General features: G+C 32.8%; 21 protein-coding genes. 11 read left to right on the top strand and 10 right to left on the bottom strand.

Features of this window, described 5'->3' with window-relative positions; genetic code table 11:
* Nucleotides 1–177 precede the first annotated feature (177 nt).
* From RH81_RS07340 to purN, 4 genes are all read right to left on the bottom strand, one after another.
* Nucleotides 178–2,076 carry an amidophosphoribosyltransferase gene (locus tag RH81_RS07340; RefSeq protein ID WP_033959408.1) on the bottom strand — a complete coding sequence of 633 codons (1,899 nt, stop codon included), beginning with the start codon at nucleotides 2,074–2,076 and terminating at the stop codon, nucleotides 178–180.
* Nucleotides 2,077–2,165: 89 nt separating this feature from the next.
* Nucleotides 2,166–3,092, bottom strand: coding sequence for a PfkB family carbohydrate kinase (locus RH81_RS07335; RefSeq protein WP_033959407.1), 927 nt, complete (start codon nucleotides 3,090–3,092; stop codon nucleotides 2,166–2,168).
* Nucleotides 3,093–3,147: 55 nt separating this feature from the next.
* Complete coding sequence (locus RH81_RS07330; RefSeq protein ID WP_033959406.1) at nucleotides 3,148–3,789, bottom strand: ribonuclease H1 domain-containing protein; 642 nt, start codon at nucleotides 3,787–3,789, stop codon at nucleotides 3,148–3,150.
* Complete coding sequence (gene purN / locus RH81_RS07325; protein WP_033959405.1) at nucleotides 3,782–4,348, bottom strand: phosphoribosylglycinamide formyltransferase; 567 nt, start codon at nucleotides 4,346–4,348, stop codon at nucleotides 3,782–3,784. The genes RH81_RS07330 and purN overlap by 8 nt, the downstream gene beginning before the upstream one ends.
* A gap of 185 nt (nucleotides 4,349–4,533) precedes the next feature.
* Between purN and RH81_RS07320 the strand changes: the two genes are divergently transcribed.
* The 5 genes from RH81_RS07320 to pyk all read left to right on the top strand — a co-directional run bounded on the left by RH81_RS07320 (nucleotide 4,534) and on the right by pyk (nucleotide 8,839).
* The gene (locus RH81_RS07320) at nucleotides 4,534–4,767 is read left to right on the top strand and encodes an acyl carrier protein (protein ID WP_033959404.1); all 234 of its coding nucleotides are present in this window, start codon (nucleotides 4,534–4,536) and stop codon (nucleotides 4,765–4,767) included.
* A 14-nt stretch (nucleotides 4,768–4,781) separates the two neighbouring features.
* Nucleotides 4,782–6,032 carry a beta-ketoacyl-ACP synthase II gene (fabF, locus tag RH81_RS07315; RefSeq protein WP_033959403.1) on the top strand — a complete coding sequence of 417 codons (1,251 nt, stop codon included), beginning with the start codon at nucleotides 4,782–4,784 and terminating at the stop codon, nucleotides 6,030–6,032.
* Nucleotides 6,033–6,038: 6 nt separating this feature from the next.
* Entirely contained in the window at nucleotides 6,039–6,779 is a 741-nt protein-coding gene (rnc, locus tag RH81_RS07310; protein ID WP_033959402.1) for a ribonuclease III, read from the top strand.
* A gap of 135 nt (nucleotides 6,780–6,914) precedes the next feature.
* Entirely contained in the window at nucleotides 6,915–7,397 is a 483-nt protein-coding gene (locus RH81_RS07305) for an IPExxxVDY family protein (RefSeq protein ID WP_033959400.1), read from the top strand.
* Nucleotides 7,397–8,839, top strand: coding sequence for a pyruvate kinase (pyk, locus tag RH81_RS07300; protein WP_033959399.1), 1,443 nt, complete (start codon nucleotides 7,397–7,399; stop codon nucleotides 8,837–8,839). Before RH81_RS07305 ends, pyk begins: the two co-directional genes overlap by 1 nt.
* Here the strand turns inward: pyk and dinB are convergent.
* Nucleotides 8,836–9,945 carry a DNA polymerase IV gene (gene dinB, locus RH81_RS07295; RefSeq protein WP_033959398.1) on the bottom strand — a complete coding sequence of 370 codons (1,110 nt, stop codon included), beginning with the start codon at nucleotides 9,943–9,945 and terminating at the stop codon, nucleotides 8,836–8,838. The two genes, pyk and dinB, sit on opposite strands and share 4 nt — an antisense overlap.
* Before the next feature lie 43 nt (nucleotides 9,946–9,988).
* Between dinB and RH81_RS07290 the strand changes: the two genes are divergently transcribed.
* From RH81_RS07290 to RH81_RS07280, 3 genes are read left to right on the top strand one after another with little or no spacing between them, the layout of a single operon-like run.
* Nucleotides 9,989–10,597 (top strand): DUF2238 domain-containing protein, encoded by a 609-nt coding sequence (locus RH81_RS07290; RefSeq protein ID WP_033959397.1) that lies wholly within the window; start codon nucleotides 9,989–9,991, stop codon nucleotides 10,595–10,597.
* An 8-nt stretch (nucleotides 10,598–10,605) separates the two neighbouring features.
* The gene (locus RH81_RS07285; RefSeq protein WP_033959396.1) at nucleotides 10,606–11,073 is read left to right on the top strand and encodes a CYTH domain-containing protein; all 468 of its coding nucleotides are present in this window, start codon (nucleotides 10,606–10,608) and stop codon (nucleotides 11,071–11,073) included.
* 16 nt (nucleotides 11,074–11,089) lie between these two features.
* Nucleotides 11,090–11,656 carry a YciI family protein gene (locus tag RH81_RS07280; protein ID WP_033959395.1) on the top strand — a complete coding sequence of 189 codons (567 nt, stop codon included), beginning with the start codon at nucleotides 11,090–11,092 and terminating at the stop codon, nucleotides 11,654–11,656.
* Between the two features lie 56 nt (nucleotides 11,657–11,712).
* Here RH81_RS07280 and RH81_RS07275 read toward each other — a convergent pair whose 3' ends face one another.
* Nucleotides 11,713–12,228, bottom strand: a complete 516-nt coding sequence (locus RH81_RS07275; protein WP_033959394.1) for a heavy-metal-associated domain-containing protein — start codon at nucleotides 12,226–12,228, stop codon at nucleotides 11,713–11,715.
* A gap of 93 nt (nucleotides 12,229–12,321) precedes the next feature.
* Between RH81_RS07275 and RH81_RS07270 the strand changes: the two genes are divergently transcribed.
* Nucleotides 12,322–13,200: a DMT family transporter gene (locus RH81_RS07270; RefSeq protein ID WP_033959393.1), complete on the top strand. Its 879-nt coding sequence runs from the start codon at nucleotides 12,322–12,324 to the stop codon at nucleotides 13,198–13,200.
* A gap of 53 nt (nucleotides 13,201–13,253) precedes the next feature.
* Here RH81_RS07270 and RH81_RS07265 read toward each other — a convergent pair whose 3' ends face one another.
* Both RH81_RS07265 and RH81_RS07260 read right to left on the bottom strand, forming a co-directional pair.
* Nucleotides 13,254–15,335 (bottom strand): insulinase family protein, encoded by a 2,082-nt coding sequence (locus RH81_RS07265; RefSeq protein WP_033960231.1) that lies wholly within the window; start codon nucleotides 15,333–15,335, stop codon nucleotides 13,254–13,256.
* Nucleotides 15,336–15,354: 19 nt separating this feature from the next.
* Entirely contained in the window at nucleotides 15,355–16,683 is a 1,329-nt protein-coding gene (locus RH81_RS07260) for a M16 family metallopeptidase (protein ID WP_033959392.1), read from the bottom strand.
* 441 nt (nucleotides 16,684–17,124) lie between these two features.
* Between RH81_RS07260 and rplU the strand changes: the two genes are divergently transcribed.
* Both rplU and rpmA read left to right on the top strand, forming a co-directional pair.
* On the top strand, nucleotides 17,125–17,661 hold the full coding sequence (gene rplU, locus RH81_RS07255) for a 50S ribosomal protein L21 (RefSeq protein ID WP_033959391.1): 537 nt from the start codon (nucleotides 17,125–17,127) through the stop codon (nucleotides 17,659–17,661).
* 27 nt (nucleotides 17,662–17,688) lie between these two features.
* Entirely contained in the window at nucleotides 17,689–17,949 is a 261-nt protein-coding gene (rpmA, locus tag RH81_RS07250) for a 50S ribosomal protein L27 (RefSeq protein WP_033959390.1), read from the top strand.
* Nucleotides 17,950–18,009: 60 nt separating this feature from the next.
* Here rpmA and RH81_RS07245 read toward each other — a convergent pair whose 3' ends face one another.
* Nucleotides 18,010–19,779, bottom strand: coding sequence for a MutS-related protein (locus RH81_RS07245; RefSeq protein ID WP_033959389.1), 1,770 nt, complete (start codon nucleotides 19,777–19,779; stop codon nucleotides 18,010–18,012).
* 86 nt (nucleotides 19,780–19,865) lie between these two features.
* Complete coding sequence (locus RH81_RS07240; protein WP_033960230.1) at nucleotides 19,866–20,612, bottom strand: succinate dehydrogenase/fumarate reductase iron-sulfur subunit; 747 nt, start codon at nucleotides 20,610–20,612, stop codon at nucleotides 19,866–19,868.

The following is a 20,612-nucleotide window of genomic DNA, read 5'->3' as shown; positions in this document are numbered from 1 at the left end:
TGAACTTACGTTCACCTTTTTTTGCCCCAAATCTACCATGAACTTAACCTACTTATGTTATGGTGACACCAATGTATGTGTATTTTGTTTAATCCTAAACAAAAATCAGACGAAAAGCATTTTTTTCGGACAAACAACACTTTTTTTCGGATAAAACGCTAATATTATGTATTTTGTCTAGTAGGCTCTTTCTTTATTCCCTTCGTAAAAATTAATAAAAGCCTTGTTAACCACACGATTACCACCAGCAGTAGGATAGTTTCCCGTGAAATACCAATCTCCTAAATTTTTAGGACATGCTTTATGTAGATTTTCTATTGGCTGAAAAATAGTTTTCACCTTTGCTTTTACAGTATCGTCTGATATCAATTCTGAAATCTTATCTGAAATCTGATCAACAGTAAATTCACTATATAAATCTTTTACAAAGTTTTTGACCTTACGGTCTTTTAATTTTAGTTGAGCTTTGCACTTATGATATACCTCTTCAATCATGTGGTATTTATCATTTTCTTTTAATAACTCAAGCATGGCTCTAAAAGCGATTAAACCTTCAAGGTTTGCCATGTCAATACCATAACAATCTGGATAACGAATTTGTGGAGCAGATGAAACCACGACAATTTGTTTCGGGTTTAAGCGATCCATCATTTTAATGATACTCTTTTTAAGTGTTGTACCTCTTACAATACTATCATCTATAATTACTAAGTTGTCAGTTGGTTTAATAACACCATAGGTGACATCATAAACATGAGCTACTAAGTCATCACGACTACTGTCTTCTGTAATGAAGGTTCTAAGTTTTACATCTTTGATGGCAATCTTTTCAATTCTAGGTCTTTCAGAAAGAATCTCGGTTACGTTTTCTGCTGAAAGTTTTCCGTTACCATTTAATATTGCTTGTGTTTTTCGTTCGTTGAGATGTTGTTCAACAGTTTCTATCATTCCGAAGAACGAAGTTTCGGCAGTATTTGGTATATATGAAAAGACTGTATTTTTAGTGTCTTCATTTATAGCTTCTAATACTTTAGGCATTAATAATTTCCCTAAAGTTTTACGCTCCTGATAAATCTCTGCATCACTTCCTCTTGAAAAATAAATACGTTCAAACGAACAAGCTTTTCGTTCTAAAGGTTCAATGATTTTTTCAATGAATACCTCTCCAGATTTCTTAGTAATAATAGCATGTCCTGGAGCTAATTCCTTTACATCTTCAAAATCAACATTAAATACAGTTTGTAATACAGGACGCTCTGATGCGACAGCGACTATCTCATCATCTTCAAAATAATAAGTTGGTCTAATGCCAGCAGGATCTCGCAGTACAAAAGAATCTCCATGACCTAATAAACCAGCCATAGCATAACCACCATCCCAGTTTTTAGATGCTTTTTTCAATATTTTAGCAACATTTAAACGTTCTGCAATTAAAGGAGAACATTCGCTTTTACTGTAGCCTTCTTTTTTAAGATTTTTATAAATTTTACTAACCGCATCATCAAGAAAGTGACCAATTTTCTCCATAATAGTAATGGTGTCAACCTTATCTTTAGGATGCTGACCAAGTTCAACTAAGCCATCAAACAATTCGTTTACATTGGTCATATTAAAGTTTCCAGCTACAATAAGATTTCTATGCATCCAATTGTTTTGTCTTAAAAATGGATGAACACTCTCAACACTGTTTTTCCCAAAGGTTCCATAACGAACATGACCTAAAAGCAATTCACCTATATATGGTATATGTTTTTTTTGAAGTGCCACATTATCTTGGTATTCAGGATGCTCATCTAACTCATCATTGATGCGTTCATTTATTTGAGCAAAAATATCTTGAATTGGCTGCTGAGCGATAGATCGTACTCGACTTATATAGCGTTCTCCAGGTAAAGTATCTAATTTAATACTTGCAAAACCAGCTCCATCTTGACCACGATTGTGCTGCTTCTCCATCATGAGATACATTTTGTTTACGCCGTAAAATGCACTTCCGTACTTTTCTTTGTAATACTCTAATGGTTTTTTAAGTCTTACGAGTGCAATTCCGCATTCATGTTTTAAAGCATCGCTCATTGTTGTATTCTTGTTTTTAAGTGTTCCAAAATTATAAATTTCGGATTTAGTATTAAATAAAAAACGCGCTCAATTTTGAGCGCGTTGGTTTATGATAATTCAATATTAAATTGAGTGAGTTGTTTGAACTCTTTTAGTCTGTAGTCAATTTCATCTTTCGTTAAATGTTGCATACGTTCTGTACCAAATTTCTCCACACAGAAGGAGGCCAAGTTTGAACCAAATATGACAGCATTTTTCATGTTCTCAAAAGAATAATCTTCTGTACTTGCTAAATAACCAGCAAAACCACCAGCAAAGGTGTCACCTGCTCCTGTTGGATCAAAGACTTCTTCTAAAGGTAAGGCTGGAGCATAAAACACATTATCCTCATGAAATAATAATGCACCATGTTCTCCTTTCTTAATCACAACATATTTTGGTCCCATCTCATGAATTTTACGAGCAGCTACAACTAAAGAATATTCTCCAGTTAACTGTCTTGCTTCTTCATCATTTATGGTAATAACATCTACTTTTTCTATGACCTTGTGTAAATCTTCAAGAGCACAATCCATCCAGAAATTCATGGTGTCTAAAATAACCATTTTTGGCTTATTAGTCATTTGATTTAATACACTCATTTGAACCATTGGATGCAAGTTTCCTAACATTACAACTTCGGCATCTTGATAGTGAACTGGAACTTTAGGGTCAAAATCTGCAAGTACATTTAGTTCTGTGGCTAAAGTATCTCTTGAATTCATATCATTATGATACTTACCACTCCAGAAGAAAGTTTTTCCTTCTTTAACGATTTCTATACCTTCTATGTTTACGTTTCTATCTGATAATAAGTCTAAATATTCTTGTGGAAAATCACCACCAACTACAGAAACTGCAGCAGAATCTACATCAAATTGAGATGCTGCTAATCCAATAAAAGTGGCTGCACCACCTAAAATTTTATCTGTTTTTCCAAAAGGGGTTTCGATAGCATCAAAAGCGACTGTACCAACTATAACTAATTTGCTCATAAGGCGTTTTAAAATTTGCTGCAAATATACGTTTTTTAAGGACTAAAAAACGAATTTATTTTCGGCCAAAATCTGCAGGAATTTCTCCCCAAGCTTTAGTTTCCCATTTAACAATAGTTGTAGTATAGCTATTGTTTTTTAACCAATCAACTGCACGATCAACCAATTCAAACAAAGCTTTGTTTTTAGCATTACGGTCTAGTTTAGTGTTGCAGGTTTTTTTTCTAACCCAACTCATTGCGGTTCTAGAATCGGTATACATGATGAGGTCGCTGTCTTTCTTTTTCAGAAATGCAAGTCCGTGTACAATGGCTAAAAACTCACCAATATTATTTGTACCTTCTTCAAATGGTCCTTGAATAAAGAGTTGTTTTTTTGTTTTTGTAACCACTCCACGGTATTCCATTTTTCCAGGATTTCCAGAAGACGCAGCGTCTACAGAAATGGATTTGTAATTTGGCACTCCTATTTTTTTGAGTTGATCTTCTGTAAGTTCGCTAGTGAACGATTTATTTTTCCCTATATAATCAAAATAGTTGCCTTTTAGAGCTTTTTTTGCGGCATCAAAAGTGGCGAATGATTTATATTGAGCGCCTTGAAAATCTTTAATTTGTGCTTTACAATCATTCCAAGATTCAAAAACACCAGTATGATGTCCTTTCCAAACGGTGTAGTATTTTTTTTTCTTTTTACTCATTTAAAAGTTTTTCAACTACTTTCGGAAAGTGTTCCATTTCTAATTCATGAATCTTATCGGCTACGTTTTGAGCAGAATCTGAAACATTTACATCACATGTTGCTTGAAAAATAATAGCACCTTCATCATATTTTTCATTTACATAATGAATTGTGATTCCGGTTTTTTTCTCTTTATTAGAAACTACAGCTTCATGAACATGCATTCCATACATTCCTTTTCCTCCGTATTTTGGTAAAAGAGCAGGATGAATATTAATGACTTTGTTTGGGAATGCTTTCAGAATATGTTCAGGAAATTTCCAAAGAAAGCCAGCTAAGACAATTAAATCTGGTTTAGAAGCTTCAAGGATATTAAGTACATCATTTGTTTTTGAAAACGCTATTCTATTGAAAGACAAAGCGCTAACATTTAAATTTTTTGCACGGTCTAAAACTTTGGCACGAGAATTGTTAGTTAGTACCTGAATAACAGAAGCATTTTCTCTGTTGTGAAAAAACTCAATTAAATTTTCAGCATTAGTGCCACTTCCGGACGCAAAGATTACAATACGTTTCATTTACAGACAATCAGTTACTATTATTCAGAACAAAAAAAGGAATAATAATTAACAATTAGACCGCAAAAGATAAATTCTTCAAAGTAATTTTAGTAAATTACAGACACATTTTTAGATTAAAGGCGTGTATTGAAATAAAGTTTTTTTATTTTTGCGACCTAATTAAAACTTAAAATTAAAAAATCATGTCAGACATTGCATCAAGAGTAAAAGCGATTATCGTAGACAAATTAGGAGTTGATGAAAACGAAGTTGTTATAGAAGCGAGCTTCACTAACGATTTAGGAGCAGATTCATTAGACACTGTCGAATTAATCATGGAATTTGAAAAGGAATTCGATATTCAAATCCCAGACGATCAAGCTGAAAACATTGCTACAGTAGGTCAAGCGATCTCTTATATAGAAGAAGCAAAATAATCCAATAAATTTTTATGGAATTAAAGCGAGTAGTAGTTACCGGTTTAGGAGCGCTTACACCTATAGGCAATACCAAAGATGAATTTTGGGATGCACTTATTAGTGGTAAAAGTGGTGCTGCACCTATAACATATTTTGATACTGAAAAGTTCAAAACAAAATTCGCTTGTGAATTAAAAAACTTTAACGCCGAAGATTTTCTACACAGAAAAGAAGCTCGTAAAATGGATAGATTTACACAGTATGCTATGGTGGCTTCAGATGAAGCCATTTTAGATTCTAAGTTAGATCTGGAAAAGGTAAATAAATTACGAGTAGGTGTTATTTGGGGAGCAGGAATTGGAGGATTGGAAACATTTCAAAACGAAGTTTTAAACTTTGCAGAAGGAGATGGAACACCAAGATTTAATCCGTTTTTTATCCCAAAAATGATTGCAGATATTGCGCCAGGAAACATATCCATTAAACATGGATTTATGGGACCTAATTATACAACTGTATCTGCATGTGCCTCTTCGGCCAACGCTATGTTCGATTCATTAAATATGATCCGTTTGGGTCATTGTGATGTTATCGTTACAGGTGGAAGTGAAGCGGCAGTAACCATTGCAGGCATGGGTGGATTTAATGCGATGCATGCTTTATCAACAAGAAATGAAAGCCCAGAAACGGCCTCTCGACCTTTTGACGCTACTAGAGATGGTTTTGTTTTAGGTGAAGGCGCTGGAGCTATTATTCTTGAGGAATATGAGCACGCTAAAGCTAGAGGAGCAAAAATTTATGCTGAAGTACTCGGAGGAGGTTTATCTTCTGATGCTTATCATATGACTGCTCCACATCCAGATGGAATTGGTGTTATCGCAGTAATGAAAAATTGTTTAGAAAATGCTGGAGTAAAACCTGAAGAAGTTGATCACATCAACACGCATGGAACATCAACACCTCTAGGAGATGTTGCTGAACTTAAAGCGATTTCTGAAGTGTTTGGAGACCACGCAAAAAACATCAATATTAATTCAACAAAGTCCATGACTGGACATTTATTAGGAGCTGCTGGAGCTATCGAATCTATTGCATCAATTTTAGCAATGGAATACGGCATTGTGCCTCCAACAATAAATCACAAAGTTGTAGATGAAAATATTGATTCTAAACTTAATTTAACATTAAATAAAGCACAAAAAAGAGACGTTAAAGTCGCTATGAGTAATACGTTTGGATTTGGCGGTCACAACGCTTGTGTATTATTCAAAAAAATAGATTAAAGGCGGATGAACATCATTCGTAACATATTAAATTCCCGTTCTAATAAAGACGGGAATTTTTTTTTAGAACTCTCTAAAATTCTTGGCTATAAGCCTAAAAACAAGGAGCTTTACATTAAAGCATTTACTCATAGGTCTTTAAATTTAAAAGATGATGATGGGAATGCAGTTAATTATGAGCGATTAGAGTTTGTTGGTGATGCCATGTTAAGCGCAGTTATTGCATCCTATTTATTTGAAAAAGTACCTCAAGGAGATGAAGGTTACTTAACTAAAATGCGATCTAAAGTTGTAAGTAGAGAACACCTTAATGAGTTAGGAAAAGAACTCAAACTTATAGATTTGGTTGAAAGTAAAATACCTACCTCAAATTTTGGTAACAATATACATGGCAACCTTTTTGAGTCTCTCGTGGGAGCAATCTTCTTGGATAGAGGATATAAACATTGCGAAAAGTTTATCTTTAAAAGAGTTATAAAGCCTCATGTTGATATTGAAACTTTAGAAGGAAAAGTAATTAGCTATAAAAGCTTACTTATAGAATGGTGTCAGAAAGAAAAAAAATCGTTTGATTATAACGTTTATGAAGACACAGGAAATGATGACTTAAAACACTTCTCTGTTAAATTATCTATAAATGATAAAGTCATTTCAAAAGCTAGAGCCACCTCAAAGAAAAAAGCAGAAGAAAAAGCATCCAGACGTGCGTTTTTTGCCTTCCAAAAAGAGATTTCCAAAGTATTTTAATGGCTTATATTCCATTCTCTGAAAAATATTTGTAGTACTATAACGTTTTCGAAGCCTTAGGCTGTTAAGATTAATAAAAACTTAATCTCAAACTAGTCATAATGTACTATATTTACATTTGATAGTGGTTAAATTATGGCTTTACACAAGTTACTTGTAGACGATTTTTACGACACTTCTTTTACGCTTTTGGCAATTCATTGCAGGCTGGAAGATTATAGATTAGCCTATCTTCTTAATAAACATCTAGGTCTCAATTTAAAGCGTAAGCCTCAAGATTTAGACTATAATTATTTTGCTGCTTCTTACGCCATTTATGAGTGGGATAATATAATCATGGATACTACATGGAATTTAGTGTCTAATATTTGTAAGAAAGAAGAAGCTGCGTTGCAGAGTTCTGGATCATTATTTGAGAGTCAGAATTCAATTATGAAAACCTACAATTTATTACCAGAATTTAAAAATGTAGATTATCTAATTAAAGTAAGTAATGAAAACCAAAATTTTAATGAGAAGAGTATTCTCAATAAAATACAATCAATACCTCAAGTAATTACATCTTATAATATTGATGTAGACCAGATAAAATCAAAAGATCATTTAATTTTTAATTAATGTTACGAAAAAAGAAAACCAAGATTGTTGCTACTTTAGGACCTGCAACGAGTAGTAAAGATGTTCTAAAAAGAATGCTTGAAGAAGGCGCTAATGTTTTTAGAATTAATTTCTCTCATGCCGACTATGATGATGTTAAAGAACGAGTTACTATGATTCGTGAGTTAAATGAAGAATTTGGTTATAATGCAGCAATTTTAGGTGATTTACAAGGACCAAAATTGAGAGTTGGTGTTATGAAAGGTGAAGTAGTTGTCAATGAAGGCGATGAAATTATTTTTGCAACTGGAGAACGTTTTGAAGGCACTAAAGAACGTGTTTATATGACATATGATAAGTTTCCTCAAGATGCAAAACCTGGAGAACGCATTCTGTTAGATGATGGGAAATTAATATTTGAAGTTGTTTCTACAGATAAAAAATCAGAAGTTAAAGCAAGAGTGATACAAGGTGGACCTTTGAAATCTAAAAAAGGTGTCAACCTTCCAAACACAAATATTTCTCAGCCTGCACTTACAGAAAAAGATATTGAAGATGCTATTTTTGCTTGTGAATTACAAGTAGATTGGATGGCTTTATCGTTTGTACGTCATGCAGAAGATTTAATGGAACTTGAAGAATTAATTAAAGAACATAGTGATCATAAAATTCCAATTATAGCTAAAATTGAAAAACCAGAAGCAGTAGAAAACATTGATAAGATTGTTGCATATTGCGACGGACTAATGGTTGCTCGTGGAGATTTAGGTGTAGAAATTCCTGCAGAGGAAGTGCCGTTAATTCAAAAGCAATTAGTATTACGTGCTAAACGTGCTAGAATACCTGTAATTATTGCTACCCAAATGATGGAAACGATGATTACAAGCTTAACACCTACACGTGCAGAGGTAAACGATGTTGCCAATTCTGTCATGGATGGTGCTGATGCTGTAATGTTATCTGGTGAAACTTCTGTTGGAAATTACCCAGTACAAGTTATTACCCAAATGGCTAATATTATTAAGAGTGTCGAAGACTCTAGTTTAATTAAGGTACCACAATCGCCTCCTCATATTCGAACGAAACGTTACATTACAAAATCTATATGTTTTCATGCAGCCAACATGGCTAACGAAATTAATGCTAAGGCAATTTCGACATTAACGAATAGTGGTTATACAGCTTTTCAAATTTCGGCATGGAGACCAAGCGCTCATATTTTAGTGTTTACTTCTAACAAGCGAATTCTAACACAATTAAGTTTACTTTGGGGAGTTGAGTCGTTTTACTACGATAGATTTGTAAGTACAGACGAAACCATTGAAGATGTAAATGCCATTGCCTGTAAAAAAGGCTATTTGGAAGTTGGAGACATGCTTATTAGTTTGGCAGCAATGCCTATTCAAGAGAAAGGAATGGTGAATACATTACGAGTTTCAGAAATCACAAGTTGTAGTTTTTAAAACTCAAACTTCAGCTGTACACTAATTGGTTTTTCAATCACTTTAGGTTTATTAGTTTTTGATGCATCTGTATTTAAATTTGATAGTGAAATACCTAACAAACGTACTGAATTATTCAACTTTTCTTGATACAATAAATCTTTCGCAGTTTCTAAAACTATACTTTTTTCACTTACAAAATATGGTAAGGTTTTACTCCTAGTTTGAAGTGTGAAGTCACTATACTTAATTTTGAGTGTTATTGTTTTGCCTGAGACCTTACTTTTGTTTAAACGCTTTGAAACTTCTTCAGCAATATGCTCAAGTTTTTCAAGCATAAATATTTCTGAAGATAGATTTTCACTAAAAGTGCGCTCGGCAGCAAGTGATTTTCTTATACGATTGGGTTTTACTTCACTTGTATGAATTCCTCTAACAATATAATAATAAGACTTTCCTGATTTTCCGAAGTGTTTATCTAAATATTCAAGTGATTTTGTTTTTAAATCGTTACCTGTGAAAATTCCTTTTTGATACATTTTTTCAGCTGTAACCTTACCAACACCATAAAACTTTCTGATATCTAAATCTTCTAGGAAAGCAATAACCTCTTCAGGGTTAACTGTTTTTTGTCCGTTAGGTTTATTATAATCACTGGCGACTTTGGCAATAAATTTATTGATAGAAATTCCAGCAGAAGCTGATAAACCAACCTCATTAAAAATACGAGTTCTGATTTCTTCAGCAAGGAGTGAAGCACTTGGGTTTCCTTTTTTATTTTCAGTGACATCTAGATAGGCTTCATCAAGTGAAAGGGGCTCTACTAAATCTGTATAATCATAAAATATTTTTCGAACTTGTTTTGAAATTTCAGTGTAACGTTCAAAATCGGTTTTAACAAATAATAATTCTGGACAAAGTTTAATTGCTAATCGTCCAGACATGGCACTTTTCACTCCAAATTTTCTGGCTTCATAACTTGCTGCACTAATCACACCTCGAGTGCCACCACCACCAACAACTACAGGTTTACCTCTAAGTTCAGGATAATCCATTTGGGCTACAGAGGCATAAAATGCATCCATATCAACATGAATAATTTTTCTAATAGGAAAGGTATTAACCATAAAACAAATTTATAATATCTTTGATTCAATTGATGACATAAATATGAAACTTATATATACTCTTTTAGGTTTAACTGTATTATTATTAATCTGGTCTGCCATCAGCCCTTATGAATATTTCACTTGGTTTTTAGAGGTTTTACCAGCAATTATTGGTGTTTTGGTCCTTATAATAACGTTTAATAGATTTAGGTTTACGAATTTTGTTTATGTACTTGTTTTTTTTCATTGTGCTATTTTAATTATTGGAGGTCATTATACGTATGCTGAAGTTCCGTTATTCGATTGGATTCAAGACGCCTTAAATCAAACTAGAAATAATTATGATAAGGTTGGTCATTTCGCTCAAGGATTTGTTCCTGCAATGATTGCAAGAGAATTATTAATTCGAAAACAAGTCGTCAATACAACAAAGTGGCTTAATTTTATTGTGGTTTGTATTGCAATGGCAATTAGTGTCACTTATGAATTTATTGAATGGGCAGTCTCATTAGGAACAGGAGAAGGCGGAGATTCCTTTTTGGGAACTCAAGGCTATATTTGGGATACACAGTCTGATATGCTATACGCCACCATTGGTGCCATTCTGGCTTTGGTTATTTTCGGAAAGTATCATTCAAGTCAAATAAAAGCGATGGAAACTAAAAATTAATTGTGAATATGATAGAAATAGAACGTAAATTTTTAGTGACTTCAGATGATTTTAAAACAGAATCTTTTAAACATACTCGAATCATTCAAGGGTTTTTAAATACAGATCCTTTGAGAACCGTTAGAATTAGACTAAAAGGAGAACAAGGGTTTTTTACTGTAAAAGGAAAATCAACAGATGATGGCTTAAAGCGTTTTGAATGGGAAAAAGAAATTTCAAAAACTGATGCAGAAGCACTTTTAAATTTATGTGAAGAAGGCGTAATTGATAAAATGAGATACGAAGTTAAACAAGGGCAACATGTATTTGAAGTTGATGAATTTTTTGGAGATAATAAAGGTTTAATCATAGCAGAAGTTGAACTTGAACATGAACACGATAGTTTTGAAAAGCCACAATGGTTAGGGAAAGAAGTCACAGGAGATATAAAATATTACAATTCTCAAATAAGTCAAACGCCATATAAAACGTGGTAATTTAAATGTGTTTATAATGAAGAACGTTATAGTTACAATTTGTCTAGCATTAGTATTTTTGGCATGTAAAGAAGATGCTAAAGCTACAACAGAACCAATTAGTGATGCAGCAAAGGAGGTTGTTGAAATCGAAAAGAATCAAAAAGATATTGATACTATTTCTTTAGTTAAAGAAAACAACTCCAAAGAAAAAGTTTCGATGAGCCAACTAAAAGAAGAGCTCACATCAAAAGGGTTTCAGACTTTTGATTATGTAGACGAAAAAACGCAAGACACTATTATAATGCAGCAATATTTTATAGCGTTTTTGAAACGTGGATTGATTCGTAATCAAAATGAAGAGGAAGCTAATCGACTTCAGAGTGAGCATTTAACGCATTTGGGTAAAATGTATGAGTTAGGTTATGCTGATATTTCTGGCCCTTTTGGGGATGATGGTGATATTAGAGGCATCACAATTTATAATGTACCAACACAAAAAATGGCGGATAGTTTAGCCAATTCTGACCCAATGGTTAAAGCAGGACGACTACAAATTGAAATTCATCCATGGTGGGCTGCAAAGGGTTTTTCATTAAGATAGGGTATAAAAAAAGCCACTCAATTTTGAGTGGCTTTTTTTATTATTGATAATGGACCTTAAGCTTTTTTAGCGCAACATGCTTCTTTACAATCTTTAGCACAAGCCATTTTTTCGGCTTCTGTTTTGTTTGCACAAGATGCTTTGTCACAGCTTGCTGTACATTCGTGTTTATCAGAAGAGAAAGACTTAACAGTTTTCATGTCTTTCACTTTATAAGTATCACCTGCTTTTGCAACAGCTTCTTCAAGAGAGTTAGTTGTTACTTTAGCTTCGTCGTATTCTACCATTGCGATTTCTTTTTCAAAATCAACTTTAGCAGATTTTACTCCGTCCATTTTTGCAATTTTCTTCTCTATGGTTTTTGCACAGCCCATAGCACAAGTCATTCCTTCAATACCAAATTCTGCTTTTGCATAAGTGGCATTAGGATCTAATTGTTTAGCCTCGCTTGTATTTACTTCAGAATTAACTTCAGTTTCTACAGTTTTAACTTCAGGTTGAGCTTCATTTTTACAAGCCATTACAACTACTGAAATAAATGCGACAACCAATATGTTTTTTAATGTATTCATAGATTTAAAGTATTGTATTTGTTACAAAACTAAGGAATATTGCCATTTCTTGCACTAAAATTAACGAATTTTGTGACTTAGTTAAGAGATCTTATGAAAAACGCTAATAGTAAGTGGCTGTATTTAATTGTGTTAGCATTAATTTGGGGAAGTTCCTTCATTTTAATAAAGAAGTCATTATTAGGTTTAACGCCTTATCAATTGGGTGCATTACGAACTATAATTACAGGAGTATTTCTTTTCGCTGTTGGTTTTAAAAGTTTAAAATCTATTAAAAAAAAAGAATGGAAATGGGTCATTTTAACTGGATTTCTGGGTTCATTTATTCCTGCATTTTTATTTGCAATTGCCGAAACTGAAATTGATAGCACTGTCACCTCAATTTTAAATTCGTTAGTTCCATTAAATACGGTGTTGTTTGGCTTTGCTATTTTTAAAATAGCATCTACTAAACGTCAAATTCTAGGTGTAATAATTGGTTTTATTGGAACAAGTCTTTTGATTTTGAAAGGTGCAGAACTTAATCCTGAACAAAATTACTTGTACGCTGGATATATTATTATAGCGACTTGTTTGTACGCGCTTAATGTGAATATTATTAAAAAATATTTACAGTATGCCAAGCCTCTAAGTATTGCTACTGGAAACTATGTGGCAATCATTATACCTGCAATTGTAATATTATGTTTTACAGATTTCTTTAACGAAAGTACATATGCACATCCAGAATTTGAAATGTCTATGGTGTACATTGTTATTTTATCACTTTTTGGGACTGCATTAGCCAAGGTTTTATTTAATACATTGGTTCAGAGTTCTACTCCTGTATTTGCATCTTCTGTAACTTATTTAATGCCTTTAGTTGCTTTAATTTGGGGAATATTAGATGGCGAAGGGTTTAGTTTAATGCAAGCTGTTGGAAGTTTAATAATTCTACTTGGTGTTTATCTTTCACATAAAAGACAACGATAAAAAAAATCCGAAGCAGAAATGCTTCGGATTTTTAGTATTGAATAATTTATTGTTTAATTAAAATCAGCATCTGTTACGCCTTCATTAAACTTTACGTCTGTCGACTTTAAAGTAATGATTTGAGGACCAGCTGTGATTCTTTGAGTTTGAGGGATCATTACTCCATTAACATCTAAATAATCTGAGAAATCATATGTAGTAGTAACACTTTGCCCTTGTTGTTCACTAGTTGATTCTGTACGAATTAAGTAACCTGTTTCAGTATTATAATATCTATGGGATACATCGTCTCCTGTAGTTACTTTTACTTTGTAAGCATCTTTTCCTTCTACAGTAGTAATAGATTCTAATTCCATATTAGCTACATCAACATATAGTTCAGGAAATAATCCTTTCTCTTCCTTTTTACCATCCAACTCTTTATCAGTCATAGGCACTTTCATTCCTTGTTGCTCTCTATAACCGGTAGCACCATCAAATTTTTGTTTCATTATAGTTCCCATACCTTCTATAGTCATTTCCATAGATTCCTTGTTAGGAGCCATAGCTTTAATAACTGCAGTTGGTTTAAAAGGAGCACCTTCTATAGTAACATTTGCATTAGTTAAAACAGTATTGATGTTTTGTAGTTTATCTTTTCCTCCTACAGCCTTCAAGTAACTAGCAACAACAGTTTCAGCAGTAACTCCCGAAGGAATTGGCTTAGAGAAAACAGGCTTATCAACAGCATTTGCATACTTGTCAAAATACTTAATTGGAATTCCTGTTTTTTCAAGATTTTCTAACACTTCACTTCCTTTACCTACAATTACAATTCTTGCGTTTTCAGGCTTTATATATTTATTAGCTACACGTTTTACATCATCAGCAGTAACTGCATTAATTTTTTGTAAATACGTTGTGTAGAAATTTTTAGGTAAATTATTAAGCTTGATATTTAAAGCATAACGTGCAACGGTTTGAGGATCTTCTAATCCCATAATGAAATTACCAACGTACTTAGCTTTAGTGTCTTTAAGGTCTTGTGCATCTACCTTTTCTGTTTTAAGACGATTGATTTCTTTCATTGCTTCAACTACAGCACTATCAGTAACCATGTTTCTTACTTTGGTAGTTGCATTAAAACTTCCTGCTCCATATCTGTTAGCTCTTATTCTTGAATTAGCACCATAGGTATAACCATTAGTTTCTCGAAGATTTTTATATAAATAGCCTGTAAAACTTGCTCCTAAGATATCATTTGTAATTATAGAAGCATGATAATCTTCATCACCCATTTTTAAATCTACGCTGTTTTTTATTGCAATACTAGATTGTGATGCATTAGGCAAATCCACAAAATTAATTTGAGTGTATTGTGCATTTGGATTAACTGCTGGAACTGTCGTTGACACGTCAATAGATTGTTCCCAATCTTTAAAATATTTTTTAACCTGTTTTCTAACAGTACTTAAATCAACGTCTCCAATAATTACTAAATAAGCATTGTTTGGGTTGAAATGTTTTTCATAATAGGCAACAGCATCACCAAAGGTTACATTGTTAATAGTTTCTTCAGTAACAAACTCACCATAAGGGTGTTTTGCACCATATAGCAAGGCATCACCTACTCGGCCACTAATGGCATCAATACTTTTCTCTTGTGTTTTAAGACCTTCAATACTTTTCTCTTTTTCTTTATTAAATTCTTCTTCAGTTAATAAAGGATTGATAGCTGCATCAGCCATAAGTTCTAATATTCTTTCAGAATATTTTGAAAGCGATCTTGCAAAACCACCATTAATACCTAAGTTTAAATTGGCGCCTAAAAAATCGATTTCTTCATTAAATTCGTCTTTAGGAATACTTGTAGTACCATTTCCTAACATACTTCCAATTAAACTTTCAACACCAGCTTTTGCTCCAGTGGCAACAGGCTTATTATCTATATTTAAAGAATACGTAACTCTAGGTAGTTTATGATTTTCAACAACAAGAACCTTCAAGCCATTTTTTAATTCAAATTCACTAGGAACTTCTAAAGAAATAGATGGTTCTGGACCCGGTTTAGGTTGAATAGATCTATCTAATTGTGCATTTACACTTGTTACTGACATTAAGAACAGTAAAATAAATGCTGATAATTTTGTTTTCATATTATATATTGTTTTCATCTTATTGTTCGTCTTTTTGTGGTAAGTATTCAATTTCTACTCGTTGATTTGGGCTTAAGTATTTTTGAGCTACCGCTTGAATGTCCTCTCTTGTAATCCCTCTATAAATTTCTATTTCTTTATTGATTAAATTTACGTCTCCATATAATAGATAGTAACTAGCAAGTGATTCTGCAATACCTTCAATACTGGCGTTAGCGTTTACAAATTGATTTTCAAATTGATTGACTAGTTTTTGATGATCACGCTCAGAAATTAATTCGTTTTGCATTTTAGAAATTTCTTCATCCATTTCTGTTAATAAGTTACCTAAAGTAACATCACCTAATGGAAGTGCAAACAGTGCAAATATATTATGATCCATTTGTGGAATATTTACAGCTTGAACAGCTAAAGCTTGTTTTTGGTTATCAACTAACTTTTTGTAGAGCACAGAACTTTTACCTCCACTTAAATATGAAGAAATCATATCTAAAATATAAGCATCTCTTGTTCCAAAACCAGGTGTTCTGTAGGCTGCAAGAATAGCAGGGATTTGAATGTTTTTATCGAAAGCTTTAGCATTTTCTGTAACTGTTATTGGTTGCTCTTTAGGGAAATTCCTAACGACTTCGGGTCCTCTTTTGACTTCACTAAAGTATTTTTTTACAAGCTCTTTTGTTTCGCTAGAATCAATATCTCCAGCAACTACTAAAACAGCATTGTTTGGACTATAATAATTTTTGAAATACGTATTAAATTCTTCTAGAGTAGAAGCATCCAAGTCTTTCATAAAACCAATGTTTGGATCTTTATATGGGTGAACTTTAAAAAGATTCTTTCCTAAAGTTTCAAATATTTTACCATAAGGAGACTCATAGCGTTGACGCTTTTCTTCTTTTACAACTTCGTTTTGAGTGTCAACACCAACTTGGTCAATAACAGGGTGTAACATACGCTCTGATTCTAACCAAAGGGCTAATTCTAATTTGTTTGAAGGGAAGATGTCATAATAATATGTTCTGTCTTGAGACGTATTAGCATTTAATGTTCCACCATTTGCTAAAACTATCTTTGCATATTCTCCACGTCCAATGTTTTCAGTTCCTTCAAATAAAAGGTGTTCAAAAAAGTGAGCAAAACCTGTGCGAGGTGCTTCAGGACCTCCTCCTACATCTTTTCCTCCTACATTAAACATAACCGATGTAATAACTACTGGAGCAGTGTTATCTTGATGAAGAATTACATGTAATCCATTGTCTAGATCAAATTCTTCAAATTTAACTTCTTGTGCATTTGTAGCAAATATTGCAAGTACAAAAGCAGCTAAAGTAAATAAGCCTTTTTTCATTGTGAGTTTGTTTTAAATTAGTTTTTACGAGTTGTAAGTGTATGATTTACAATTAATGTTACATACGTTTTACAAAAATAGTAAATAGCTAGCCTTTTTTAGAATGTTAAAATGTAAAAAAAATCTTAAATGTTATTAAAACAGCTTTGATAACCGTTTTTATGCCGATATCAATCAATTTGATACTGGATTTACTGAAAAAATTATTTGCGATTGATTTATTGATTATGAGGTAAGCGCTGATAATATCATTATAAATAGGAGTAGCTTCTGGAGTGAATTGGGCTATAACATTTATACAACTTTTTAAAAAAAGCGACTATATTCCTCAAAACGCTTAAAAACGTTTGTAGGTTAATTAATTAGAATGTATATTTGCACCCGCTTTCTGAGGAGAAAGCACACATTTTGAACAAATTAATTAATAAAAACGTTTACGCTATGTACGCAATTGTAGAGATAGCAGGGCATCAATTCAAAGTTGAAAAAGACCAAAAAGTTTTTGTTAACCGTTTAGCAACAGAAGAAGGTAAGAAAGTTTCTTTCGATAACGTTCTTTTAATTGACGACGGTAACAATGTAACTTTAGGCGCCCCAGCTATAGACGGAGCACAAGTAAGTGCAAAAGTCTTAAAGCACCTTAAAGGTGATAAAGTAATAGTCTTCAAGAAGAAAAGAAGAAAAGGTTACCGTGTTAAAAACGGACACAGACAATCTTTATCTGAAATCGTAATTGAAAGTATTGTCGCTTCAGGAGCAAAGAAAGCAACTCCAGCTAAGGCTGAAAAAGCTGCTCCGAAAAAAGAAACTAAAAAAGTAGAACCTAAAGCAGAAGCTAAGCCAGTTTCAGAAGTTAAAGAGGAGACTCAAGACTTAAGTAAAATGACTGTTGCTCAGTTAAAAGACATGGCAAAAGCTAAAGGGATTGAAGGTATTTCTTCTATGAAGAAAGCTGATTTAATTACCGCTTTAAGTTAATCATTAACAATATAAAACCTTAAGACAATGGCTCATAAAAAAGGAGTAGGTAGTTCTAAAAATGGTAGAGAATCAGAATCGAAACGTTTAGGTGTTAAGATATTTGGTGGTCAAGCTGCATTAGCTGGTAACATTATCATTAGACAAAGAGGTAATACACATCATCCAGGTGAAAATGTGTATGGAGGAAAAGATCACACTTTACATGCTAAAGTTGATGGTCTAGTAAAATTCACAAAGAAAAGAGATAATAAATCTTATGTTTCTATTGAGCCTTTTGAGGCTTAATTGAATTTTAAACCGATACTATAAAAAAAACCCATTCTTATTTAGAGTGGGTTTTTTATTTTATATAATCTCCATCTTCTTCAGCAGAAAACTAGCATTCATATTTTGACAAATACCTTTTTTGAATTTGTAATCAAAGTAGAGTTCGTCATCTACGATTTCAGCATCAAAATAATAGTTTTTAACTTCGTCGAGTTCATTAGAAATTTCACAAAGGCTTAAATCATGTGTGGCTATAATGCCAGTCGCATTTCCAGCAACTAATTTTTCGACAAATTTTCTTGAACCTATTGCTTTATCTGTACTATTCGTCCCTTTTAAAATTTCATCTAGAATGATAAAATAAGGTTCTTTTTCAATAGCATCTACAATAAATTTTAAACGTGTTAATTCTGAAAAGAAATAACTACTATCATCTGTTAATGAATCGCTAGTACGCATACTTGTAATGAGTTTTACAGGAGAATAAGAACTAGATTTAGCACAAACCGGTAAGCCTACATTTGCCATCATTATATGCAAAGAAACTGTTCGTAAAAATGTGCTTTTACCAGCCATGTTTGCTCCAGTTACAATGAAAAATTGCTTATTACCAATTACCACATCGCTATTAACTCGTTTTGTTTTAGTAAGTAAAGGATGGCCTAAATTCTCGGCCTTTATAATCGTTTTACCATTTGAAATTTCAGGAAACACATGTTCCACATGATTAAAAGTATAATTCCCTAAACTATTATAGGCATCAAAAAATGAGACGACTTCAAACCAATCTTCAACTTTGTGTGCATATTTAGAAATCCATTGCTCAACTTTATATGCATTTTTAATATCTGAAAGCAAATAACCGTTTCCAAAAATTGCTCCAATGAGATTATTACGATTGTCTAAAGCATCTAAGTGTTTTGAGAATTCAGAGAAAATTTCTGAAGCTTTATTGCCTTCTGATTGAATTTTTTTCTGCTTTTCTTGAAGTAATTTTGATTTAAATTCTTCATTTTCTATTTGAAGTAATAAGGAGGCATATTGTTTAAAAGTGTCTTTAGTTTTATCTGAATTAATTGCTAGAGCATTGATTTTTTTTAAATACAAACCAGTGAAACCTAATCCAACAAATAACCAATAACCAAAAAACGAAATATCTAAAACGTTAAATATAGCCATGATCAATAAAGCTACTGAGATTATGGTAACTATCCATGGTGCCCATTTCATCTCCTTAGGAATAAAACTTTTATGGTTTTTTAACCAATAGATAATTTTTGAAGCTGGAGTTTCAGTTTCTATTAAACTTCCGGTTGCCGCATAGAACTGTGTCCATTTTGTTTTTTCAGATAGTTCTATAATAGCGTCTTGGCGCTCTTCAATATTAGAAATTTTATTTGCTTTTAAAGCATTTGAAAGTCTGTGCTGACCTTCTGAAGAGATGGTTCTATTTATGTATTGAAAAAAAGACCCTTTTCCGAATAGATCAACATCTAAACTATAAAAATGTTTTGGATCTTGAAATTGTAAGCCAGTGTCCCTATCATGAAATTCTCCAGAGGCAATTTTTAGTTCTTCAGTATTTATTTTTAATAATGCTTTATGAAGTTCACGCTTAGCTTTTGTATCTGTATATTTTGATAGCAAGTATATAAAGACTCCTATTCCTAAAAGTCCAATCACCATTGCTATTTGCCATTTCGAAAACGTAAAATATACTGCAATACCAGTAATTGCGAATGCTAGTAAACGCAGAGCGCTAAGAAGTAACAAACGTTTTCTATGTGAAACGACTTCTGTTTTATGTTTCTCTAATTCTTGTTTATAGAATTTTATTGGGTCAGTCATGATTAAATTTATGTGGTAAAGAAACAAAAAACCCCAAGATTGCTCTTGAGATTTTCGTTTATAATTTGAGTTTAAAAGGTTATAAATTACCCTTTAAGGCTCGCTTTTAAATATTCGCGATTCATACGTGCAATGTTTTCTAAAGAAATTCCTTTAGGACATTCAATCTCACATGCTCCTGTGTTGGTACAGTTACCAAATCCCTCTAAGTCCATTTGAGCTACCATGTTCTGAACACGATCTGCTGCTTCTACTTGTCCTTGTGGTAATAAGGCATATTGTGATATTTTAGCACCTACAAATAACATAGCTGAAGAGTTTTTACAAGTGGCAACACATGCACCACAACCAATACAAGCTGCTGCATCCATAGCCTCATCTGCATCGTGTTTTGAAATAGGAAGCGCATTAGCATCTTGTGTATTTCCAGATGTGTTCACAGAAATGTAACCTCCTGCATGTTGAATACGTTCAAAAGCCATTCTATCCACAACTAAATCTTTTATAACTGGAAATGCCGCAGCTCTAAATGGTTCTATTGTAATTGTATCACCATCGTTGAACATACGCATATGTAACTGGCAAGTTGTGATGCCTCGATCTGGACCATGAGCTTCACCATTAATATATAATGAACACATTCCACAAATACCTTCACGGCAATCATGATCAAATGCTACAGGCTCTTCACCAGAATTTACTAATTGCTCGTTCAAAACATCTAGCATTTCTAAAAAAGACATATGCTCTGAAATATCAGTTACTTTATAATCGACCATTTGACCCTTTGTATTTGAGTCTTTTTGTCTCCAAATTTTAAGTGTTAGATTCAT

It is taken from the genome of Psychroserpens jangbogonensis (assembly GCF_000797465.1).
In the GTDB taxonomy this organism is placed as follows: domain Bacteria; phylum Bacteroidota; class Bacteroidia; order Flavobacteriales; family Flavobacteriaceae; genus Psychroserpens; species Psychroserpens jangbogonensis.
The sequence above is the reverse complement of the archived record's forward strand: the minus strand, read 5'-3'. Positions and strand labels throughout refer to the sequence as shown.

What these genes read in the sequence shown, in the direction of transcription:
- purN (WP_033959405.1), bottom strand. Translation starts at nt 4,348, where the DNA reads ATGAAACGTATTGTAATCTTTGCGTCCGGAAGTGGCACTAATGCTGAA.
- dinB (WP_033959398.1), bottom strand. Translation starts at nt 9,945, where the DNA reads ATGGTTAATACCTTTCCTATTAGAAAAATTATTCATGTTGATATGGAT.
- RH81_RS07245 (WP_033959389.1), bottom strand. Translation starts at nt 19,779, where the DNA reads ATGACTGACCCAATAAAATTCTATAAACAAGAATTAGAGAAACATAAA.
- RH81_RS07265 (WP_033960231.1), bottom strand. Translation starts at nt 15,335, where the DNA reads ATGAAAACAAAATTATCAGCATTTATTTTACTGTTCTTAATGTCAGTA.
- RH81_RS07335 (WP_033959407.1), bottom strand. Translation starts at nt 3,092, where the DNA reads ATGAGCAAATTAGTTATAGTTGGTACAGTCGCTTTTGATGCTATCGAA.
- pyk (WP_033959399.1), top strand. Translation starts at nt 7,397, where the DNA reads ATGTTACGAAAAAAGAAAACCAAGATTGTTGCTACTTTAGGACCTGCA.
- RH81_RS07240 (WP_033960230.1), bottom strand. Translation starts at nt 20,612, where the DNA reads ATGAATCTAACACTTAAAATTTGGAGACAAAAAGACTCAAATACAAAG.
- RH81_RS07340 (WP_033959408.1), bottom strand. Translation starts at nt 2,076, where the DNA reads ATGAGCGATGCTTTAAAACATGAATGCGGAATTGCACTCGTAAGACTT.
- RH81_RS07280 (WP_033959395.1), top strand. Translation starts at nt 11,090, where the DNA reads ATGAAGAACGTTATAGTTACAATTTGTCTAGCATTAGTATTTTTGGCA.
- RH81_RS07330 (WP_033959406.1), bottom strand. Translation starts at nt 3,789, where the DNA reads ATGAGTAAAAAGAAAAAAAAATACTACACCGTTTGGAAAGGACATCAT.
- rnc (WP_033959402.1), top strand. Translation starts at nt 6,039, where the DNA reads ATGAACATCATTCGTAACATATTAAATTCCCGTTCTAATAAAGACGGG.
- RH81_RS07305 (WP_033959400.1), top strand. Translation starts at nt 6,915, where the DNA reads ATGGCTTTACACAAGTTACTTGTAGACGATTTTTACGACACTTCTTTT.
- RH81_RS07290 (WP_033959397.1), top strand. Translation starts at nt 9,989, where the DNA reads ATGAAACTTATATATACTCTTTTAGGTTTAACTGTATTATTATTAATC.
- RH81_RS07270 (WP_033959393.1), top strand. Translation starts at nt 12,322, where the DNA reads ATGAAAAACGCTAATAGTAAGTGGCTGTATTTAATTGTGTTAGCATTA.
- fabF (WP_033959403.1), top strand. Translation starts at nt 4,782, where the DNA reads ATGGAATTAAAGCGAGTAGTAGTTACCGGTTTAGGAGCGCTTACACCT.
- RH81_RS07320 (WP_033959404.1), top strand. Translation starts at nt 4,534, where the DNA reads ATGTCAGACATTGCATCAAGAGTAAAAGCGATTATCGTAGACAAATTA.
- RH81_RS07275 (WP_033959394.1), bottom strand. Translation starts at nt 12,228, where the DNA reads ATGAATACATTAAAAAACATATTGGTTGTCGCATTTATTTCAGTAGTT.
- rplU (WP_033959391.1), top strand. Translation starts at nt 17,125, where the DNA reads ATGTACGCAATTGTAGAGATAGCAGGGCATCAATTCAAAGTTGAAAAA.
- rpmA (WP_033959390.1), top strand. Translation starts at nt 17,689, where the DNA reads ATGGCTCATAAAAAAGGAGTAGGTAGTTCTAAAAATGGTAGAGAATCA.
- RH81_RS07285 (WP_033959396.1), top strand. Translation starts at nt 10,606, where the DNA reads ATGATAGAAATAGAACGTAAATTTTTAGTGACTTCAGATGATTTTAAA.
- RH81_RS07260 (WP_033959392.1), bottom strand. Translation starts at nt 16,683, where the DNA reads ATGAAAAAAGGCTTATTTACTTTAGCTGCTTTTGTACTTGCAATATTT.